This window comes from Brachybacterium sp. EE-P12 (assembly GCF_003711805.1).
In the GTDB taxonomy this organism is placed as follows: domain Bacteria; phylum Actinomycetota; class Actinomycetes; order Actinomycetales; family Dermabacteraceae; genus Brachybacterium.
The window spans coordinates 1-18,803 of sequence record NZ_QXCP01000006.1 but is presented as its reverse complement, the minus strand read 5'-3'; the positions used below and the strand labels follow the sequence as shown (position 1 = coordinate 18,803).

At 72.2% G+C, this 18,803-nt stretch carries 20 protein-coding genes and 1 tRNA gene; 15 read left to right on the top strand and 6 right to left on the bottom strand.

The genetic code is table 11. The features are described from left to right. Window positions 1-50 precede the first annotated feature (50 nt). The 6 genes from D1648_RS09605 to D1648_RS09580 all read left to right on the top strand — a co-directional run bounded on the left by D1648_RS09605 (window position 51) and on the right by D1648_RS09580 (window position 5,848). The gene (locus tag D1648_RS09605) at window positions 51-1,289 is read left to right on the top strand and encodes a glycine cleavage T C-terminal barrel domain-containing protein (RefSeq protein ID WP_122941166.1); all 1,239 of its coding nucleotides are present in this window, start codon (window positions 51-53) and stop codon (window positions 1,287-1,289) included. After that, entirely contained in the window at window positions 1,282-2,136 is an 855-nt protein-coding gene (locus D1648_RS09600; protein ID WP_241155433.1) for a methylenetetrahydrofolate reductase, read from the top strand. Before D1648_RS09605 ends, D1648_RS09600 begins: the two co-directional genes overlap by 8 nt. Before the next feature lie 113 nt (window positions 2,137-2,249). Continuing rightward, window positions 2,250-3,077: a GTP pyrophosphokinase family protein gene (locus D1648_RS09595; RefSeq protein ID WP_122941162.1), complete on the top strand. Its 828-nt coding sequence runs from the start codon at window positions 2,250-2,252 to the stop codon at window positions 3,075-3,077. A 71-nt stretch (window positions 3,078-3,148) separates the two neighbouring features. Next, complete coding sequence (locus tag D1648_RS09590; RefSeq protein ID WP_122941160.1) at window positions 3,149-3,940, top strand: NAD(P)-dependent oxidoreductase; 792 nt, start codon at window positions 3,149-3,151, stop codon at window positions 3,938-3,940. Beyond that, window positions 3,937-4,659 (top strand): Pr6Pr family membrane protein, encoded by a 723-nt coding sequence (locus tag D1648_RS09585; protein ID WP_206424797.1) that lies wholly within the window; start codon window positions 3,937-3,939, stop codon window positions 4,657-4,659. Before D1648_RS09590 ends, D1648_RS09585 begins: the two co-directional genes overlap by 4 nt. Before the next feature lie 4 nt (window positions 4,660-4,663). Next, window positions 4,664-5,848: a cytochrome P450 gene (locus D1648_RS09580; RefSeq protein WP_122941158.1), complete on the top strand. Its 1,185-nt coding sequence runs from the start codon at window positions 4,664-4,666 to the stop codon at window positions 5,846-5,848. Window positions 5,849-5,881: 33 nt separating this feature from the next. Here the strand turns inward: D1648_RS09580 and D1648_RS09575 are convergent, their stop codons facing one another. Next, window positions 5,882-6,724 (bottom strand): maleylpyruvate isomerase N-terminal domain-containing protein, encoded by an 843-nt coding sequence (locus D1648_RS09575; protein ID WP_122941156.1) that lies wholly within the window; start codon window positions 6,722-6,724, stop codon window positions 5,882-5,884. Between the two features lie 144 nt (window positions 6,725-6,868). Here D1648_RS09575 and D1648_RS09570 point away from each other — a divergent pair, with 144 nt between their 5' ends. The 4 genes from D1648_RS09570 to D1648_RS09555 all read left to right on the top strand — a co-directional run bounded on the left by D1648_RS09570 (window position 6,869) and on the right by D1648_RS09555 (window position 10,733). Then, a complete protein-coding gene (locus D1648_RS09570) occupies window positions 6,869-7,084 on the top strand; it encodes a heavy-metal-associated domain-containing protein (RefSeq protein ID WP_122941154.1) in 216 nt (71 codons plus the stop codon). Window positions 7,085-7,148: 64 nt separating this feature from the next. Then, a complete protein-coding gene (locus D1648_RS09565) occupies window positions 7,149-9,434 on the top strand; it encodes a cation-translocating P-type ATPase (RefSeq protein ID WP_122941151.1) in 2,286 nt (761 codons plus the stop codon). 45 nt (window positions 9,435-9,479) lie between these two features. Next, window positions 9,480-9,827 (top strand): metal-sensitive transcriptional regulator, encoded by a 348-nt coding sequence (locus D1648_RS09560; protein ID WP_241155432.1) that lies wholly within the window; start codon window positions 9,480-9,482, stop codon window positions 9,825-9,827. A 138-nt stretch (window positions 9,828-9,965) separates the two neighbouring features. Continuing rightward, complete coding sequence (locus tag D1648_RS09555; RefSeq protein WP_164518670.1) at window positions 9,966-10,733, top strand: TetR/AcrR family transcriptional regulator; 768 nt, start codon at window positions 9,966-9,968, stop codon at window positions 10,731-10,733. Window positions 10,734-10,751: 18 nt separating this feature from the next. On the opposite strand, the gene D1648_RS09550 is transcribed toward D1648_RS09555, so the two are convergent. From D1648_RS09550 to D1648_RS09530, 5 genes are read right to left on the bottom strand one after another with little or no spacing between them, the layout of a single operon-like run. Beyond that, on the bottom strand, window positions 10,752-11,351 hold the full coding sequence (locus D1648_RS09550; protein WP_122941146.1) for a cysteine hydrolase family protein: 600 nt from the start codon (window positions 11,349-11,351) through the stop codon (window positions 10,752-10,754). Beyond that, window positions 11,348-12,241, bottom strand: a complete 894-nt coding sequence (locus tag D1648_RS09545) for an SDR family oxidoreductase (RefSeq protein WP_122941144.1) — start codon at window positions 12,239-12,241, stop codon at window positions 11,348-11,350. Before D1648_RS09545 ends, D1648_RS09550 begins: the two co-directional genes overlap by 4 nt. 60 nt (window positions 12,242-12,301) lie before the next feature. Continuing rightward, window positions 12,302-13,504 (bottom strand): alcohol dehydrogenase catalytic domain-containing protein, encoded by a 1,203-nt coding sequence (locus tag D1648_RS09540; RefSeq protein WP_122941142.1) that lies wholly within the window; start codon window positions 13,502-13,504, stop codon window positions 12,302-12,304. Between the two features lie 39 nt (window positions 13,505-13,543). Beyond that, a complete protein-coding gene (locus D1648_RS09535; protein ID WP_122941140.1) occupies window positions 13,544-14,575 on the bottom strand; it encodes a cation transporter in 1,032 nt (343 codons plus the stop codon). Then, window positions 14,572-15,060, bottom strand: a complete 489-nt coding sequence (locus D1648_RS09530) for a transporter substrate-binding domain-containing protein (protein WP_122941138.1) — start codon at window positions 15,058-15,060, stop codon at window positions 14,572-14,574. Before D1648_RS09530 ends, D1648_RS09535 begins: the two co-directional genes overlap by 4 nt. A 269-nt stretch (window positions 15,061-15,329) precedes the next feature. Here D1648_RS09530 and D1648_RS09525 point away from each other — a divergent pair, with 269 nt between their 5' ends. From D1648_RS09525 to D1648_RS09505, 5 genes are all read left to right on the top strand, one after another. After that, window positions 15,330-15,572 carry a hypothetical protein gene (locus D1648_RS09525; protein WP_241155431.1) on the top strand — a complete coding sequence of 81 codons (243 nt, stop codon included), beginning with the start codon at window positions 15,330-15,332 and terminating at the stop codon, window positions 15,570-15,572. A gap of 15 nt (window positions 15,573-15,587) precedes the next feature. Beyond that, window positions 15,588-16,322, top strand: coding sequence for a GAF and ANTAR domain-containing protein (locus D1648_RS09520; RefSeq protein ID WP_122941136.1), 735 nt, complete (start codon window positions 15,588-15,590; stop codon window positions 16,320-16,322). A gap of 86 nt (window positions 16,323-16,408) precedes the next feature. Then, on the top strand, window positions 16,409-17,449 hold the full coding sequence (locus D1648_RS09515; RefSeq protein WP_122941134.1) for a TetR/AcrR family transcriptional regulator: 1,041 nt from the start codon (window positions 16,409-16,411) through the stop codon (window positions 17,447-17,449). Between the two features lie 115 nt (window positions 17,450-17,564). Continuing rightward, the gene (locus D1648_RS09510) at window positions 17,565-18,338 is read left to right on the top strand and encodes an ABC transporter ATP-binding protein (protein ID WP_122941131.1); all 774 of its coding nucleotides are present in this window, start codon (window positions 17,565-17,567) and stop codon (window positions 18,336-18,338) included. 152 nt (window positions 18,339-18,490) lie between these two features. Beyond that, window positions 18,491-18,564 (top strand) — tRNA-Lys (locus D1648_RS09505). The last annotated feature ends 239 nt before the right edge of the window (window positions 18,565-18,803 follow it).

Below are 18,803 nucleotides of genomic sequence, written 5' to 3'. Positions count from 1 at the left end.
ACAGTGGAACACACCGCGGACACCGCGTCCCTGTTCTGAGGAGATCCCCGATGACGGTGAATCCTGACCCCGGAATCCTGCTCTACCCCCGCTTGCGCAAGTCGCCCTTCTTCTACGCGTCGAGGCAGCACGGCGTCGCCCTGTACAGCGTGTACAACCACACCTACCACCCGCGCCACTACGGCGATCCGCTCGCGGAGTACTGGGCGCTGCTGGAGGGGGTGACCCTGTGGGACGTCGGCGTGGAGCGCCAGATCGAGATCTCCGGACCCGACGCCTTCGACTTCACGAACCTGCTGGTCACCCGCGATCTCAGCAAGTGCAAGGTGGGCCAGTGCAAGTACGTCTTCCTCTGCGACCAGCACGGCGGGATCCTCAACGACCCGATCCTGTTGCGCCTGGAGGAGAACCGCTTCTGGCTCTCCCTCGCCGACAGCGACATCCTGCTGTGGGCGCGGGGCGTGGCCGCGTACGCCGGGATGGACGTGAGCATCGAGGAGGTCGACGTCGGCCCCGTGCAGGTGCAGGGCCCGAAGTCCTACGCCGTGCTGCGGGACCTCGTGGGCGAGGCGGTGGCGGACATCCGCTACTACCACCTCCACGAGTTCACGATCGACGGCATCGAGGTGATCGTCTCCCGCACCGGGTACACCGGGGAGATCGGCTACGAGATCTACGTGAAGAACGCCTCGCGCGACGCCGAACGGCTCTGGGCGACGGTGCTCGAGGCCGGCGAGCCGCACGGGATCCGGGTCATCGGCCCCTGCCATATCAGGCGCATCGAGGGCGGGATGCTCGCCCACGGCGCGGACACCACCGTGGACACCAACCCCTTCGAGGTGGGGATGGGCTACGACTGGATGGTGGACCTCGACCAGGAGGCGGACTTCCTGGGCAAGGAGGCGCTGCGCCGCGTCAAGACCGAAGGGCCGCGGCGCATGCTCGTCGGCCTCGAGATCGGCGGGGAGCGGCTCGGGACCTACAACGACGGCTCGATGATCGACGCCTTCCCGGTCCTGCATGACGGGGAGGTGGTGGGGAAGGTGACCTCCGCCTGCTTCTCCCCGCGGCTCGAGAAGAACATCGGCCTCGCCCTGGTGCCCGCGGAGCTCTCGGCGCTCGGCACCGCCTTCACGGTCGACGTCGGCGAGCGCCTCGGGGCGCTGCTGCCCTCGGGGCTCCCGCCGGTGGACGCGGTCGTGGTGCCGAAGCCGTTCATCGATCCGGCCAAGGAGCAGCCGAAGGCCGATGTCGCGGCGCTGGCCGGGGAGGCCGCCGCCGGTGCCTGAGCCGACCGAGCGCTCGTCCGAGGCGCCGGGTCCCGGGAGCTCCCCCCTCCCGGACCCGGCGCCTCAGCAGGCGCAGTTCGAGGTGATCCCGCTGCCGGGCGTCCTCGAGCAGGTGCTCGAGCACCTCGACCCCGGAACGCGGGTGACGGTCACGGCCTCCCCGGCCCAGGGCCTGGACGCCACGATCGGGACGGCGATCGCCCTCGCCCGCGCCGGCAGGATCGCGGTGCCGCATCTGGCCGGCCGGATGGTCCCGGGGGCGCGGGAGCTCGAGGCGCTCCTGGACCGGCTGGGCGAGGAGGGGATCGATCAGCTCTTCGTCATCGCGGGAGACGCCGCGACGCCGGCCGGGCCCTACGAGGGCGCGCTCGCGCTGCTCGAGGCGCTGGATCCCGCGCGGCGGGGCCTCTCCGTCGGCATCGGCGCGCATCCCGAGGGGCATCCCTTCGCGGAGCCCGGCGCGGCGCTCGAGCTGCTGCGGCGCAAGGCCGAGCATGCCTCCTATCTCGCCACCCAGATGCTGTTCGCGCCCGGGCCGCTGGTGAGCTGGGTGGGCGAGCTGCGGTCAGCGGGCATCGACCTGCCGGTGCGGCCCGGGATCGCCGCGCCCGCCTCGCGCTCCCGCCTGCTGCGGATCGGGACGCGCATCGGGGTGGGCCGCTCGCTGCGGATGCTCACGGCCGAGGGCTCCGGGGTGCGGCGCCTGCTGGGACCGGGCAGCTGGGACCCGGAGCCGCTGCTGGAGGAGCTCGAGTCGGCGGAGGCGCCGGGGATCGTCGCCCCGCACGTGTTCACCTTCAACTCACTCGCGGAGACCGCCGCCTGGTGGGGGCGTCGCAGCGGCTGAGCGCGCCTGCGCCGCGGGCGGCCGTGCCCCGCAGGCCTCCCGTGCATGTCGCGTCCAGCACGCTCTGGCAGGATCGTCGCTCCGAGCCCTGATCCCGCGAGGAGTGTCGTCGGATGGATGAAGCATCGTCACCGCAGGAGGCGCAGCCTCCGCGAGAGCCGCGCGCGCAGCCGGTCGGCGACCTGATCGCCGCGCGCACCGGGCGTCCCGTGCTCTCCGAGTCGGAGCAGGACGAGATCGCGGCCGGGCTGCGCCAGGTGTACGAGGAGTTCATCGCGCTGCGGATGCACTACCAGTTCGGCATCGACGAGGTGCTGACGAAGGTGGAGATCCTCCGCAAGGAGTTCGAGCAGATGCACGACTACTCCCCCATCGAGCACGTGCGCACGCGGTTGAAGTCGGTGGAGTCGCTGATGGAGAAGGCGCTGCGCACCGGGGGCGAGATGACCGTGCGCGCGATCCGGGAGCGGATCCACGACATCGCCGGCATCCGCATCACCACCAGCTTCGTGGCGGACGCGTACTGGATCGCGGACATCCTCGCCGCCCAGGGCGATCTCGAGGTGCTCACGGTCAAGGACTACATCGCCTCGCCCAAGCCCAACGGCTACCGCTCCCTGCACCTGATCGTGCAGGTGCCGGTGTACCTGTCCACGCATGTCGAGCAGGTCCCGGTCGAGCTGCAGATCCGCACGATCGCGATGGACTTCTGGGCGAGCACCGAGCACAAGCTCTCCTACAAGTACGAGAGGAACCTCCCGCCCGCGCTGCGCGCCGAGCTCGACGACGCCGCCCGGGTCGCGGACGAGCTCGACCAGCGCATGGAGCGCCTGCGCGGCGAGATCCGCCCGCAGGCCGCACCGGGCGGCGGCAGCGGCCTGTTCCCGGGACGGCCCGGGACCCCGGGCACGCCGGGCGACGCAGCCGACGAGACCGGCTGATCCCGGCCGCCCTCCGCCGGTGAGCGACGCACCCCCTGCGTGATCGGGGCCATGCGGACCATACTGGGGAGATGACCCAGAACACCGCTCGACGACGCGTGCTGATCACCGGGGCGACCGGAGGGGTCGGCTCCCACCTGTCCAGGACCCTCGCGGAGGACTACGAGATCATCCGCCACGGCCGCGATCCGGGCAGCGCCCCGGAGGGCGCGGACCTGAGGATCGCCGACCTCGCGGACTTCGAGGCCGTGCGCGCGCTCATGGACGACATCGACACCGTCGTGCACATGGCCGGGGCCTCCTCCCCGGAGTCGAGCTGGGAGCAGGTGCTCGAGGCGAACATCATCGGCGTGCGCAACGTGCTCGAGGCGGCGCGCGGCGCCGGGGTGCGCCGCGTGGTGCTCGCCTCCTCGAACCACGTGATGGGGATGTACGACCGGCATGAGCAGTGGCCGGTCTATCCCGAGCAGCTGCCGCGGGCCGATTCGCTGTACGGGGTCTCGAAGATCTTCGACGAGGCCCTGGGCCGCTTCTACCACGACGAGCACGGCCTGGACGTGATCAGCCTGCGGATCGGCTGGTTCAGCGAGGACCCCCTCTCGGCCGAGGAGGACATCCTGCGCGCCATGTGGCTCAGCCCCGGCGACTGCACCGAGGTGGTGCGGTGCGCGATCGAGGCGGAGGTGCGCTGCGGGCTCTACTACGCGATCTCCGACAACCCGAACCGGCGCTGGTCGATGACCAACACCCAGCTCGAGCTCGGCTACCGCCCCCGTGACGCCTGGACGGCGCTGCCCGGCGCGCAGGAGCAGGTGGTCGAGGGCGGTGCCCCGGTGCGTGACACCTGGCCGCGCGGTTCATGAGCACCCCCGCGCCGGGGCCGCGCCCCGCTCTCCGCGAGGCCTCGCCCTGTGCCGTCGACGCCGCCGTCCGCCCGTCGACCCGCGAGCGCCTCGCCGTCGGCCTGCGGGCGGCGGTGGCGCTGCTGGTGCTCGCGGCGCTGGCCTGGAGCACCGTCCAAGCGGTGCAGGACGGCGTGCTCGCCCAGCACGTCTCCTTTTTCACCAACCAGTCGAACCTCCTGTTCGCGCTCCTGCTGGTGGCGAGCGTGGCCCTGCCGCACCGGCGACGTCCCCCGTGGTGGGACGACGTGCGCGGCGCGGCCGCCTTCTACTTGATGATGACCGGGATCATCTACGCGCTGCTGGTGGCGCCGCTGGACGAGCTGCTGCGCTGGGACATCGGCTGGACGGGGATCGTGCTGCACCGGCTCGCCCCGATCGCGGCGCTGCTGGACTGGCTGCTCGCCCCGCGGCGGCGTCGGCCCTCGGCGTGGAGGCTGCCGGGGTGGCTGGCCTACCCGGTCGCCTATCTGGTGCTGACCTGGCTGCGCGGCGGCGTGACCGGCTGGTACCCGTACGACTTCCTCGATCCGACGGTCTCGTCCTGGCCGCAGGTGCTCGCGACCACCGCGGTGGTGCTGATCGCCTTCCTGGTCATCGCCGCGGCCGTGCACCTGCTGCAGGGCGGCCTGCACAGGAAGGAGGTCCCGGGAAGGGACCCAGGGCCCGACCTACGGTGAGCGCATGAGCATCCCGACCTTCGACCCCACCGGACTCGAGCCCCGCTCGGCGACCGACGATCTGCGCGCCGAGTCGCCGCTGGCGCGCACCCCGGACGGGACCTGGGTGGTGCTCGGGCACGAGGAGGCGCTCGCGGTCGTGGAGGACGCGGAGCGCTTCTCCTCCGCCGTCTCCCGCTTCCTCCAGGTTCCGGGCGGCCTCGACGGCGCCGAGCACGCGGCGCTGCGCGCGGCGACGGATCCGTTCTTCGGCCCCGCGGAGATGGACCGCCTGGCCCCCGTGCTGCGCGGGGTCGCGGCGGGGCTGGTCGAGGAGCTGCTGGACGGCGTCGATGAGCGGGGCACCGAGATCGACGCGGTCGCGGCGCTCGGCGCGGTGTTCGCGGTGCGCGCGCAGACGACATGGCTGGGCTGGCCGGCCGAGCTCGAGCCCGAGCTGCTGCAGTGGATGTCCGAGAACCACGAGGCCTCCCGCTCCGGGGACCTCTCCCGCACCCGCGAGGTGGCCGAGCGCTTCGACGAGATCATCCGCTCGCTGCTCGCCCCCCGCATCGCCGCCGGCCAGGACGCCCCCGCGGACCCGACCACGGCGCTGCTGCGCCTGCGGCTGCCGCTGCCGGACCCGGACGTGCCCGGCTCCGAGGAGCGGTCGCTGCGCGAGGAGGAGATCGTCTCGATCCTGCGCAACTGGACCGGCGGGGACCTCGGCTCGATCGCGCTGTGCACGGGGGTGCTGCTCGCCGCCGTCGCCCGCGCGCCCGAGCTCGCCGAGCGGCTGCGGGACGGGTCCGAGCAGGAGGCGGCCGCGATCGTCGACGAGCTGCTGCGCATCGACGACCCCTTCGTCTCCAACCGCCGCGTCGCCACCTGCCCGGTCACGCTGGCCGGGCAGGCGCTCGAGGAGGGGGACCGGGTGATGGTCCACTGGACCTCGGCCAATCGCGACGAGCGGGCCTTCCGCTCCCCCGACGCGTTCGACCCGGCCGCGAACTCGACGCGGAACCTCGTCTACGGGGCCGGTCCGCATGTGTGCCCGGGACGGCCGCTCGCGACGCTCGAGCTGGTGACGCTGCTGCGCGTGCTGCTGTCGGCCGCGCAGGTGCGCCCTGCCGGGACTCCCGGCGAGCGGGAGGTCGCGCCGGTGGGCGGATGGGCCCATGCCCCGGTCGTCCTCGTCCCGCGCCGCTGAGGCCGGCAGGCCTCGGCGCCCCCGTCCGTCGGCTCAGTCGTGGCCCTCGGCGATGAGCTCCTCGAGCTGGGCGAGGGCGGCGGAGTCCCCCTGGAGCGCCACGCGCTGCGCCTCCTCGCCCAGGTGCGCGAGGGCCTGCTCCCGGCCCCAGGCCCACAGGTCCAGGGCCTGGGCGGTGCCGGCGGCCCGGGCCCGCGGGAGGTCTCCGGCGGGTCGGCCCGGCGGGAGCAGGCGAGCGACCGGTGCGTCGAACTCCTTCCCGTCGCGGGGGCGGGTGCCGCTCCAGCGGCTGATCTCGATCCACTGCGCAGTGCCGCCGTCGGGGACGATCTCGACGGCGGCGACGGGCCGGGTCGTGGCCCAGTCCGGGATCCACTCGAACCCGGCGGGCCACATCACCTCGAGCACGTGAGCGAGCCCGTCGGCCGCGACCTGCGGCGCGATGGGAGTGACAGGTCGGCCGGCGGTCAGCTCGGCGTCGACGCGGTGGATCGTCGCCTCGTGGGTCTGCATGCGGCGCGTGATCCCCACGCCTTGGATCGCCGAGTACCAGAACCAGGCGGGGTCCTCATCGGCGTGGGCGGCGAGCTGGGCGAGCAGGGCCTCGGTCGCGGCGCTGCGGCGGGCGAGCAGCGCCTCGCGCTCGACGGGCCGCTCGGCCCTGCCTTCCTCGATCGCCATGACCTGCTCCTGCGTGGTGGCCCCGGCCTCGAGGATCGCGGCCCAGAACTCGTGGACCTCGGCGAGGTGCCACAGGAGGTCGTCGGCGGTCCAGTCGGGGCAGGTGGGGACCTGCTGGTCGGGGGCGGTGGAGGCGAGGGCGGCGACGGACCGCTCGGTCTCCTCGCGGATGGTGGCGATGGCGTCGATGGTCATGACCCCATCGAAACACTTCTGTGTGACACGGGGCACCCCGATAACCGCCACTCCTTGCCGACCCATACCCCACAGGGGTATACCAAGAGGTGTACGGATACCCCATGCGGGTATCGAATGCGATCGACGATCGAGGAGACAACGATGAGCACGACCACCACCGAGTTCCAGGTGACCGGCATGACCTGCGGCCACTGCGAGATGTCCGTGCGCGAGGAGGTCGGCGAGCTCCCCGGCGTGACCGGTGTCGAGGTCAGCCACGAGACCGGCCGCCTCCGCGTGGTCTCCGCTCAGGAGATCGAGGACGCCGCCGTCCTCGCCGCCGTCGAGGAGGCCGGCTACACCGCGGTGCGCGCCTGAGCAGCCCACTCCCCGACTCCCTGACTCTCACGACGCGGGCACGCCGCGCCAGGAAGGATCCGAGATGGCCACCAGTCCGGCTCGGCAGCCGCTCGACGTCGGCATCGAGCTCGAGATCGGCGGGATGACCTGCGCCTCGTGCGCGAACCGCATCGAGCGCAAGCTGAACAAGCTCGACGGGGTCAGCGCCTCGGTGAACTACGCGACGGAGAAGGCGCGCGTGACCGTGCCCGAGGGGTACGACCCGAGCGACCTCGTCGCCGTGGTCGAGCAGACGGGCTACACCGCCGCGCTGCCCGCCCCGCCCGAGGAGCGTGCGGAGCCGGGCGAGGATCGTGAGGCCGAGGATCCCGAGCTGCGCTCCCTGCGCCAGCGGCTGATCGGCGCGGCGGTGCTGACGATCCCGGTGATCGTGCTGTCGATGGTGCCGGCGCTGCAGTTCACGAACTGGCAGTGGCTGGTCCTGGCGCTCGCCTCGCCGGTCGTGGTGTGGGCGGCCTGGCCGTTCCACCGCGCGGCCGCGATCACCCTGCGCCACGGCGCGGCGAGCATGGACACCCTCATCTCGGTGGGCGTGAGCGCCGCCTTCCTCTGGTCGCTGTACGCGCTGTTCCTCGGCAGCGCCGGGATGCCGGGCATGACCCATGAGTTCTCCCTCGCGATCGGCCCGTCCGACGGGTCGGCGAACATCTACCTCGAGGTCGCCGCGGGGGTGACGCTGTTCATCCTGCTGGGCCGCTATCTCGAGAAGCGCTCGAAGCGGCAGGCCGGGGCGGCGCTGCGGGCCCTGCTGGACATGGGCGCGAAGGACGTCGCCGTGCTGCGGGACGGCGCCGAGGTGCGCGTGCCCGTCGCGGAGCTCGCCGTCGGGGACCTGTTCGTGGTCCGCCCCGGGGAGAAGATCGCCACCGACGGGATCGTGGACCAGGGCAGCTCGGCGGTGGACGCCTCGATGCTCACCGGCGAGTCCGTGCCCGTCGAGGTGGGCGAGGGCGATGCCGTCACCGGCGCCACCGTCAACGCCGGCGGACGCCTCGTGGTGCGGGCGACGCGGGTCGGCGCCGACACCCAGCTGGCCCGCATGGCGCAGATGGTCGAGGACGCCCAGTCCGGGAAGGCCGAGATCCAGCGGCTCGCGGACCGGGTCTCGGGCGTGTTCGTGCCGATCGTCATCGTGATCGCCCTCGGGGTGCTCGCGGTGTGGCTGCTGACCGGCCATCCGGCCGAGGCGGCCTTCACCGCGGCGGTCGCGGTGCTCATCATCGCCTGCCCCTGCGCCCTCGGGCTCGCCACGCCCACCGCGCTGCTGGTCGGCACGGGGCGCGGCGCCCAGCTCGGGATCCTGCTGAAGGGTCCGGAGGTGCTCGAGTCCACCCGGAAGGTCGACACGGTGCTGCTGGACAAGACCGGCACCGTCACCACCGGTCGGATGACCATGGTCGACGCGACCCCCGCGACCGGCGCCGACCGCGCCGAGCTGCTGCGCCGGGCGGGCGCCGTCGAGAACGCCTCGGAGCACCCGATCGCGCAGGCGATCGCGAAGGGCGCGGCGGAGACCGACGGGCCCCTCCCGGAGGTGACCGACTTCGAGAACCTCGCCGGGCGCGGCGTGCGCGGCGTCGTCGAGGGCGTCGAGGTGCGCGTCGGCCGGGAGAGCCTGCTCGAGGACGCGACGTTCCCCGCGGAGCTCGCCGAGGCGATGTCCGCGGCCCAGTCCCGCGGCGAGACCGCGGTGATCGTCGCCTGGGAGGGGCGCGCCCGGGGCGTGCTCGTCGTCGCCGACGTCGTCAAGCCCACCAGCCACGAGGCGATCACGCAGCTGAAGGGCCTCGGACTCACCCCGGTCCTGCTCACGGGCGATCACCGCGCCGTCGCCGAGCAGATCGCGGCCGAGGTCGGGATCGAGCAGGTGATCGCCGGGGTCCTGCCCGAGGACAAGATCGCCGAGGTGAGGCGTCTCCAGGAGCAGGGGAAGGTCGTGGCGATGGTGGGGGACGGCGTGAACGACGCGCCCGCGCTCGCCCAGGCCGATCTTGGTCTCGCGATGGGAACCGGAACCGACGTCGCGATCGAGGCCGGGGACATCACCCTGGTGCGCGGGGATCTGCGCTCCGCGGCCGACGCGATCCGGCTCTCCCGGCGCACCCTCGGTACGATCAAGGGCAATCTGTTCTGGGCCTTCGCCTACAACGTCGCGGCGATCCCGCTCGCGGCGCTGGGGCTGCTGAACCCGATGCTCGCCGGGGCCGCGATGGCCTTCTCGAGCGTGTTCGTGGTGGGCAACAGCCTGCGACTGCGGTCCTTCCGCAGCCGCGCGCAGGATGCCCCGGCCACGGGCCCCTCGGTCTGACCTCCCGTTCCGCTCTCCCCCTTCCGTCCATCCCAGGAGGACCCCATGACCGCCGTCGATCCCGCGAGGACCCCCGCCGCCGAGGAGCCCGCTGCCGAGGGCCATGAGCACCACCACGGCTACATCTCCGACAAGGCCCGCTATCTGGCGCGCCTGAAGCGGATCGAGGGGCAGGCCCGGGGGCTGCACCGGATGGTCGACGAGGAGAAGTACTGCATCGACATCCTCACGCAGATCTCGGCCCTCAAGAGCGCCCTGGACGGCGTCGCGATGGGGCTGCTGGACGATCATCTGCAGCACTGCGTGCTCGACGCCGCCCGCTCCGGCGGCCCGGAGGGCGAGGAGAAGCTCAAGGAGGCCTCCGCCGCGATCGCGCGGCTCGTGCGCTCCTGAGACCGCGCGGCGCCGACGGCGGATCTCGGCGTGCTCTAGGCTGGGCACGTCGTGACCTCGACCATGTCGTCGAACGGTCCGACCAGATGCGAGATCCCGCCTCTGACCGGCGCGCCACGAGGGAAGAGGAGCATGTCGATGCATGGAGTCACCTCCGGACCGTCTCGGGGCCACGACGCGGCGGGCGGGGTGCGCCCGCCCGATCTCCTGCGGAGGGAGCCCGACGGCGAGCACGTGCTGACACCGCCCCGGGGGCGCCGGGAGGAGATCCTCGACGGCGCATCGGAGATGTTCGCCGAGCACGGCTATCACGGCTCGAGCCTGCGCGACATCTCCGCCCACATCGGGATCTCCCACTCGGGGATGCTGCATCACTTCGAGTCCAAGGACGACCTCCTCGACCGCGTGATCGACCGGCTCGAGGCACACGCCCAATCCGCGCTGGAGCGGATCGACGAGTTCTGCGGCAGCCGCGAGGACCTGCTGCGGGGGCTCGCCGAGGTCTGGCATCCGGCCTCCCTGCCGATCCTGCTGCTGGCCACCCTCGATGCGGAATCCGTCAGCGAGGACCATCCCGGCCGCTACCGGGTGGCGCGCCTGCGCAAGGTCCACGAGCACATGCTCGAGACGTGCTTCACCGGCCTCGCAGAGCGCGGTCCCCTGCGCGAGGAGACGGATCCGGCCTTCGCCGGCCGGGCCCTGCTGGCCGTGGTGCTGAACCTCGCCGTGCGCGAGAAGACCGTCCGGCCCTACCAGCGCCCGAGCCGGGACGACGCACCGCTGGCCGACCTGGCGCGCCAGGTCGACGCGCTGCTCGGGACCGAGGTCGATCGCGCCGAGCACGGCGCCCAGCCTTCCGGCCGCGAGTTCCCCGGCCCTGACCGCGAGGGCCCCCGGGCCATCTGAGGCAGGGCCTCGCGGCGCTCACGCCCCCAGACGCGCGAAGGCTTCCTCGACCGTCACGAGCTCGGCCTGCCGGTCCTCGACCAGGAGCTCGAGCACGGTGCGCATGTGCTCGGCCCGCTCGTCGGCGATCGCGTCCCGGACCACAGCGGCGCGGACGTTGTGGGCGTAGGCGTCCCGGGCGGTCTGCGCGATGCAGGCATGGGTGGAGACGCCGGCGATCAGAACCCGGCTCACCCCCAGGTTCCGCAGCCGCAGGGACAGGTCCGTGCCGAACCAGGCGCTGTCACGGGTCTTCTCGATCCTGGTCATCCCCGTGGTGTCCAGCTCGTGCACCACGGCGGTGCTCGGATCGCCGTGGAACAGGTAGCCCTGGTCGTCCTCGAGCATGCTGAGCGTCCAGGTGGAGCGGTCGCGGCTGTGCTCGGTCGTGATCAGCAGGATCGGCGCCCCCGCCCTGCGGGCTCCTCCGGCCAGCGCCTGCACCGCAGCGAGCACGTCGGCACGGGCGGCCGCGAGGGCGGGGTCCTCGAAGAAGGCCTCCTGCAGGTCGATGAGCAGCAGCGCTGTGCGCGGCGCCGGCCCCGGCTCCTCGAGGCGCGTCGGCTGCTCGGCGTTCACGGGGTCGGGCTCCCTCCCGTGACGGCGAGGGTCTCCCCGAGCACATAGCTGGACTCGGAGGACGTGAGGAACACGTAGGCCGGGGCGAGCTCGGTGGGCTGGCCGGCGCGGCCGAGCGGCGTGCTCTTGCCGAACTCGGGCAGCGCCTCCTTGGGCTGTCCGTCGGAGACCTGCAGCGGAGTCCAGATCGGACCCGGCGCGACCGCGTTGACCCGGATGCCGCGCGGGGCGAGCTGCTGGGCGAGCCCCTTGGTGAAGTTGTTGATGGCCGCCTTGGTCGAGGCGTAGTCCACGAGCGTGGGCGAGGGGTCGTAGGCCTGGATCGAGGTGGAGTTCACGATCGTGGCACCGGCGGGGAGGTGCTTCAGAGCGGCCTGGGTGATGCGGAACATCGCGTGGATGTTCACCGCGTAGGTGTTCACCCACTGCTGGTCGTCGATCTCCTCGAGCGACTCGACCGCGATCTGCCGACCGGCGTTGTTCACGAGCGCGTCGAGACCGCCGAGCCCGTCCACGGCCTCCTCGACGAGCCGGCGGCAGAAGTCCGCGTCGGCCAGGTCGCCGGGCAGCAGCACGGCGGTGCGCCCCGCCTCCCGGATGATGCCCGCGACGTGCTGGGCGTCCTCCTCTTCCTGGGGGAGGTAGTTCAGCGCGACGTCCGCGCCCTCGCGGGCGAAGGCGATCGCGACCGCTGCGCCGATGCCGGAATCGGCGCCGGTGATCAGCGCGCGGCGGCCCTCGAGGCGGCCGGTTCCGCGGTACGACTGCTCGCCGCGGTCGGTGCCGGGGATGAGCTCGGCGTCCAGGCCGGGCTCGGGCTGGTCCTGCCGCGGCGGGGTGATGTCGGGGAAGCGGGTGACGGGGTTCGTGAAGGTGAGCTGGTCTGTCATGGCTACTCTCCTCGGTTCGGTGTCGGGGGCGGGTCTCCGCAGCGGTGCGCTGGGGACGGTTCAGGCAGTGGTCGGGGCGGCGGCGATCGTCGGGTCGAGGACGACCTTGATGCAGCCGTCGTGCTTGCGCTGGAAGAGGTCGTAGCCGACGGCCGCCTCGTCCAGGGGGAGCCGATGGGTGACCAGGTCGCCGACGCCCAGCGGGTCGCCCGGGTCCTCGACGAGCGGCAGCAGCGTGTCGGTCCAGACCCGCACGTTGCACTGGCCCATGCGCAGCTGGAGCTGCTTGTCGAACATCGTCAGCAGCGGCATGGGGCTCGCCGCGCCGCCGTAGACCCCGGAGAGGGAGACGGTCCCTCCGCGGCGCACGAGGTCGATGGCCGTGTGCAGGGCGGCGAGCCGGTCCACCCCGGCGTGCTCCATGAGCGGCTGCGCGACCGCATCGGGAAGCTTGCCGGCGAGGGTCTGGGCGAGCCCGGCGACCGGGCTGCCCTCGGCCTCCATGCCCACCGCGTCGACGACGGCGTCGGGCCCTCGACCCTGGGTGCGCTCGCGGATCTCGCCGACGGTGTCCTCGGCGAGGTCCAGCACCTCGATGCCGTGGCGCTCGGCCATGGCCCGCCGTTCGGGGACGGGATCGATGCCGAACACGCGCGCTCCCAGGTGGCGACCGATCCGGGCCGACAGCTGGCCGACGGGCCCCAGGCCGATCACCGCGAGGGTGCGGTGGGCGGGCACCCCGGCGTACTGCACTGCCTGCCACGCGGTGGGGAGGATGTCGCTGAGGAAGAGGTAGTTGTCGTCGGGCAGCTCGGTGCCGACCTTCATCAGGCCGTAGTCGGCGTGCGGCACCCGGAGGTGCTCGGCCTGGCCGCCGGGGACCTGGCCGTAGAGCTTCGAGTAGCCCAGCAGAGCGGCCCCGGAGCCGTGCTCGGTCACCTGGGTGGTCTCGCACTGGGAGGGCAGCGACTGACTGCACATGGTGCAGCGGCCGCAGGAGATGGTGAAGGGGACGACGACTCGGTCCCCGGGACGCACCCCGGTCACCTCGGAGCCGACCTCCTCCACGATCCCCATCGGTTCGTGGCCGATCACGTCACCGGCGCTCATGAACGGTCCGAGCACCGAGTACAGGTGGAGGTCGGAGCCGCAGATCGCGGTGGAGGTGATGCGGACGATCGCGTCGGCGGGCTGCTCGAGTACGGGGTCCGGCACGGTCTCGACGCTCACGTGCTCGGGGCCCTGCCAGGTCACTGCTCTCATGATCCCGCCTTCCGGTCGTGATCTCGTGGATGCTCCACGCTAGGGGCTGTCGTCGGCGCCTGTCCGCAGAGTCGACCGAAAGGTCTGCGTCGGCGGCAGCTCGGGGACCGGGGCGATGACGACGTCGTGCACCTTCCAGTCGAGCTCGTCGACCCGGTCGCGCAGCGCGGCGATCCGCTCGAGGGTCGGCTCGGCCCCCGCGACGGGGACGACGAACACCTCGGCGTGGAAGACGTGCCCCTCATCGCGCACTCGCGCCGACGCCTCGCCCACCCACGGCTCCGCCTCCGCCCGCTCCTCGATCCGGCGCGTCAGGGGATGCGGCGCGGAGTCGTCGTAGGTCCGCGCCTCGCCGTCGGTGAGCCCGCCTATGGAGCCGCGGAGGTTCTTGACCCCGTCGCGGAGGATCGAGACGGAGACCAGCAGCGCGGCCGCCGCATCCGCCCACCAGAGGCCGAGCCCCACGCCGATCACCCCGGCGATGGTGGCGACCGCGGTGGACCAGTCCGCCTTGCCCATGTCCGCATCGGCGAACAGCACCTTGTCGTGCAGCGTCTCGGAGAGCGCGAGCTTCTTCCGCCCGAGGACGACCGGACCGATGCTGGTCACCACCATCACGGCCACCATCAGCCAGCCGGACCAGATCGCGTGGCCGAAGAGGACGGTCAGTCCGATGGGGGGCCGCTCGACGGTCACCAGGGTCATCGCCGAGTCGATCGCGAGATAGCCGCCCATCGCCAGCAGCGCGATCGCGGCGACCAGGTGGGCGACCCCGATCGAGCGATGGAAGCCATAGGGGTGACGGCGGTCGGGCCGCTTCCGGATCCGGCGCGCCGCGACGAGGAAGGCGATCGGGGGCAGGAGGGAGAGGACGTCCTCTGCCCAGGCCGCCCGCATCGCCTGGGACTGCCCCGCCACCAGGGCGACCAGGGCGACGGTCACCGACATCCAGGCGATCGTGATCCACTCCAGGCGCGTGGCCCGCCGCAGCGTCTCGCGCTGCTCCTCGCCGAAGGCGTCGTGCCCCGATCCCGTCGCCTCCTCGCCTCCCTCGCCCTCGGAGCCGTTCACAGCTCGCCCCCGCGCTCGGCGAGGAACCGCTCGATGTCGGTCATCAGCGCGTTCTCGCCCGGCCGGACTCCGACGACGATCTTCACCTCGGCGCCGTCGGGCCCGGTCGTCGTGGTGTAGGGGCGCGTCGCGGCGATCTCGGAGGTCCAGGGGACGTCGGAGGCGAGCCCGCCGACGACCACGTCGAGCTGTCCCTCCCGCATCATCGCCGCCAGGGTGTTCTCCCCCGCCGGCACCCATTCGACCTCGGCATCGATCGTCTCGGCGTAGTCGGTGAGCAGATCGACCTCGGAGCCGCTCACCTCGCCGTCGTCGGCCACGTCGGTCCAGGGAGGGTTCTCGCTGACACCGACCCGGAGCACGCCCTCCCGGGCCCGGTCCAGGGTGCCCTGGGGATCCGCGGGGAAGCCGCCCTGGCAGCCGGCCAGGAGGATCGTCGCCGCAGCGACCACCAGCAGCCTCCGCATCCGTCGGGGAACGGTCATGCCCCCACCTCCGTCTCCATGCGACTTCCGTGCGCAGGGCCGCGCACCGCTCGTCTCCGCACCGCTGTCATGCCTCATGGGTGCCACCCTCGTGAGCCCGACCCTACTCAGCGCGTTCCGCGCCGGGCCGTCCGATCGGTCCGTGCCTCCCGCCTGCAGGGGCGCCGCGCATGGTTGACCGTCATGACGACGGGGCATGGGATGGGCTGTGCAGGCGCAGTCCTGACGACGGCGCCGCACGATCGATCGACGGACGACCGGAGAGAGGGATGATGATGAACCACGCCGACGACGGTGGACGGATCACCGGGACGAAGGACGAGAACTACGACCTGATCTGGTTCGCGGAGCAGTGCCTGTCCAACGCCCTGCGGCTGGAGACCTACCGCGCCGACGCGGAGGAGGCCGGCGACACCGAGCTCGCCGACCTGTTCGGCAAGGCGCAGAGCGACAGCACGAAGGGGGCGGAGCTCGCCAAGGACCTGCTCGCCAGGCGTCTCGGCGCCCGCTGACGCGCCCACCCAGCCATGCTCGACCACGCCGAGGACCACCTCTCCCTGGCCACGATGCAGACTCTCCTGCTCGAGAGCGACGACATCCAGGAGTTCCTCCAGGACTTCACCGATCTGCTCGCACGGCAGCTCTCGCTGGGCGGTCCGGACCGCTGGTGCGCGGTGAGTCTGCTGAGAGATCGCAAGGCGGCCACCGCCGCCTCGTCGAGCCCCCAGGCGCTGGCCCTCGACGAGCTGCAGAACAGCTTCACCGACGGGCCGTGCATGAGCGCGATCCGGGCGGACACCGTGATCCGGGCAGGAGATCTGCGCAGCGACGGCCGCTGGCCCGAGTACGCCGCCGCCGCCCAGGAGCAGGGGGTCCGCGCCGTGCTCGGCCTCCCCTTCCGCCTCGACGACGAGGCGAAGGCCGGCCTGAACGTGTACTCCGCCACGCCCCACGACTTCGACCCGAGCACGGTCGAGTCGATCGTGCTCCACGTCGACCAGGCCTCGAGCGCGCTGCGTCTCGCGGTGCGTCAGGCCCTGCACTCCGATACGGCCAGGGACCTGCGCGCGGCGATGAAGTCCCGCACCGTGATCGACCTCGCGGTGGGGATCCTCATGGGCCGCAACCGGTGCGGTCAGGAGGAGGCCGTCGAGATCCTCAAGCGAGCCTCGAACCATCGCAACGTCAAGCTGCGCGACCTGGCGGCGGAGCTCGTCGCCTCGGTCAGCACTGCGCCCTCGACGACGTCGTTCGAGACGTAGGAGCGATCCGCCCCCGGGTGGGCTACGCTCCGGGTGAGGTCTAGCAGGAGGCCTCTTCGCCATCGTGCACGAAACGGCCTCCTCTCATGCCTCACTCCCTCTCCGTGACGGTCCACGTCGATCTGGACCTCCACGAGGTCGTCCTGGCCATCGCGGGCTGCCTCACCGCCCAGACCTATCTCTCCCTGCTCCCCGTCGTGGCTCAGGCCCGGAGCCTCGACCCCTCCCCGCGCATCACCCTCGACCTCCTGGACACCCAGCACATCGACGTCGACGGGCTCCTCCCGCTGCGCCAGGCGATCCACCTCGCCGATCCCGAACAGACGGTGCCCCTGAGCATCAAGGCACCTGAGACGCTCCCGCCGTGCCCGCTCAGCTCCTCCGCGCCGAGGGCAGACGGCTCGGACTCGCCGCCGCTGCGACTCCTCCACCGCTCCGACGCCCCTGCGACGACCGGGTCCGACGCTCCCCGACAGCTGCCGTCCGGAGCGGAGAGCACGACGATCCTCACCGAGCGCGCCCGTCGGGGCGTCGCGCCGCGCAGCCGACGGGAGGAGGTCCTCACCGGCGCCGCCGAGATGTTCGCCGAGCACGGCTACCACGGAGCGAGTCTGCGCGACATCGCCGGCCACATCGGGATCTCCCATCCGGGGCTCATGCACCATTTCCCCTCGAAGGACAGCCTGCTCCACGCGGTCATCGACACCCTCGAGGACCGTGCGCAGCGGGCTCTCGACGAGGTCGAGCGGCTGCGCGTCGAGCCCGAGGCGCTCATGCAGGAGCTCGCCACGACCTGGCATCCCGGCACCCTGCCCATCCGGCTGCTGTCCACTCTCGCCGCCGAATCAGTCAGCGGCGACCATCCGGGCCGCTTCCGCATGGCCCGGCTGCGGCGAGTCCACGAGAACATCTTCGAACAGTGCTTCACCGCCTACGGCGAGCAGGGGAGGCTGCGCAAGGGCCTCGATCCCGGCTTCGGCGGCAGGGCGCTGCTCGCACTCGTGCTGAACCTCGCCGTCCGCGAAAGGACGGTGCGGGCCATGCAGGGCCCGAGCCACGACGACGGCCCCGCCCAGGAGCTCGTCCGGATGATGGGCTCGCTCCTGTCGAAGGACGCCGTGCGCTGATATGGCGGACCATCGCCGGTCCCGCCTCGCGGCACGCCCCGGCGGCCTTCCCGGGCGCGTTCCAGTCGGGCTGGCTAGAGTGCTCCTGCCCGCCCCCTCCGCGAGAAAGACCCTGATGCCTGCTCCGACCTCCCTCACCGCCACCGCCCTGCACGCCGGATATCCCGGCGCGGCCGTGCTCGAGGGGGTCGACCTCGAGCTCCGCGCCGGTCAGGCCCCGCTGGGCCTGCTCGGCGCCTCGGGTGCCGGGAAGACGACGCTGCTGGAGACGCTCGCCGGAGAGCACCGCCCCTCCTCCGGGCGTGTCACCTGGGAGGGACGTGACGTGACGAAGCTGCGTGGCAAGGACAAGCGCCGCTTCCGCGCCGCCGTCCGGGTGGTCTCCCAGTACGCGATGACCATCACCGATCCACGGGAGACCGTCGGCTCGCGCCTCGCGCTCGCGGCGAAAGAGGCCCGCAAGGGCGGTCGCACCCATTCCGTCTCCCCCGCCGAGATGCTCGCCTCCGTCGGCCTCGAGGAGCGCTTCCTGCCGCGCACGATGCGCACCCTCTCCGGCGGTGAGATCCAGCGTGTCGCGCTCGCGACCGCGCTGTCCACCCGTCCCGAGCTGCTCGTGCTCGACGAGCCGCTGACCGCCGTGGATCCCCACACGCGCATGCGGCTGGCCCGGTCCCTCGGGGCGACCATCGAGCGTCTCGGCATCGGCGCGCTGATCGCCTCGCACGACCTCGAGCTGCTGCAGCGGCTGTGTCCAGAGATCGCCGTGCTGGGCCGCGGGCGGATCCTCGCTCGCGGCCCGCTCTCCGAGGTCCTCGCCGATCCCGAGGACGAGGAGGTCCGCGAGCTCGTCGCGGCCCATCCCGTCGCCGTGCAGCGCTTCGCCTGACCCGGCTCAAAGTTCTCACCCGAGCCTGCCTCGTCCTGCGGGTCGGCTCAGCGTGCCGGAAGCTCCCGAACAGCCTGTTCTGTTCGCTCGCTCACAGGAGGGCCTCTCGAGTTGGACAGCGGACGGCGCCGGGGTAAAGTTCTTCTTCGTCGGCGCCATTAGCTCAGTTGGTTAGAGCAGCTGACTCTTAATCAGCGGGTCCGGGGTTCGAGTCCCTGATGGCGCACCCGAGGAAGAAGCCCCACCGGTCAGCCGGTGGGGCTTCTTCGTGTCCCGGATGAGTTCCAGCAGAGTGCGATGGCGCGGCAGGGCTCACCGCGGCTGCGGGGACTGCGTGGGTGGTGGATCGGTCGGTGTCCTCGCGGCGGGCGGTGGCTCCGTCGGCGGCGGTCCTGTGGGTGGTGGCTCGCTCGGTGGTGGGCTCGGCGCCTGGTCGGGGGTCGGTGGTGTCTGGTCTGGGTGGTG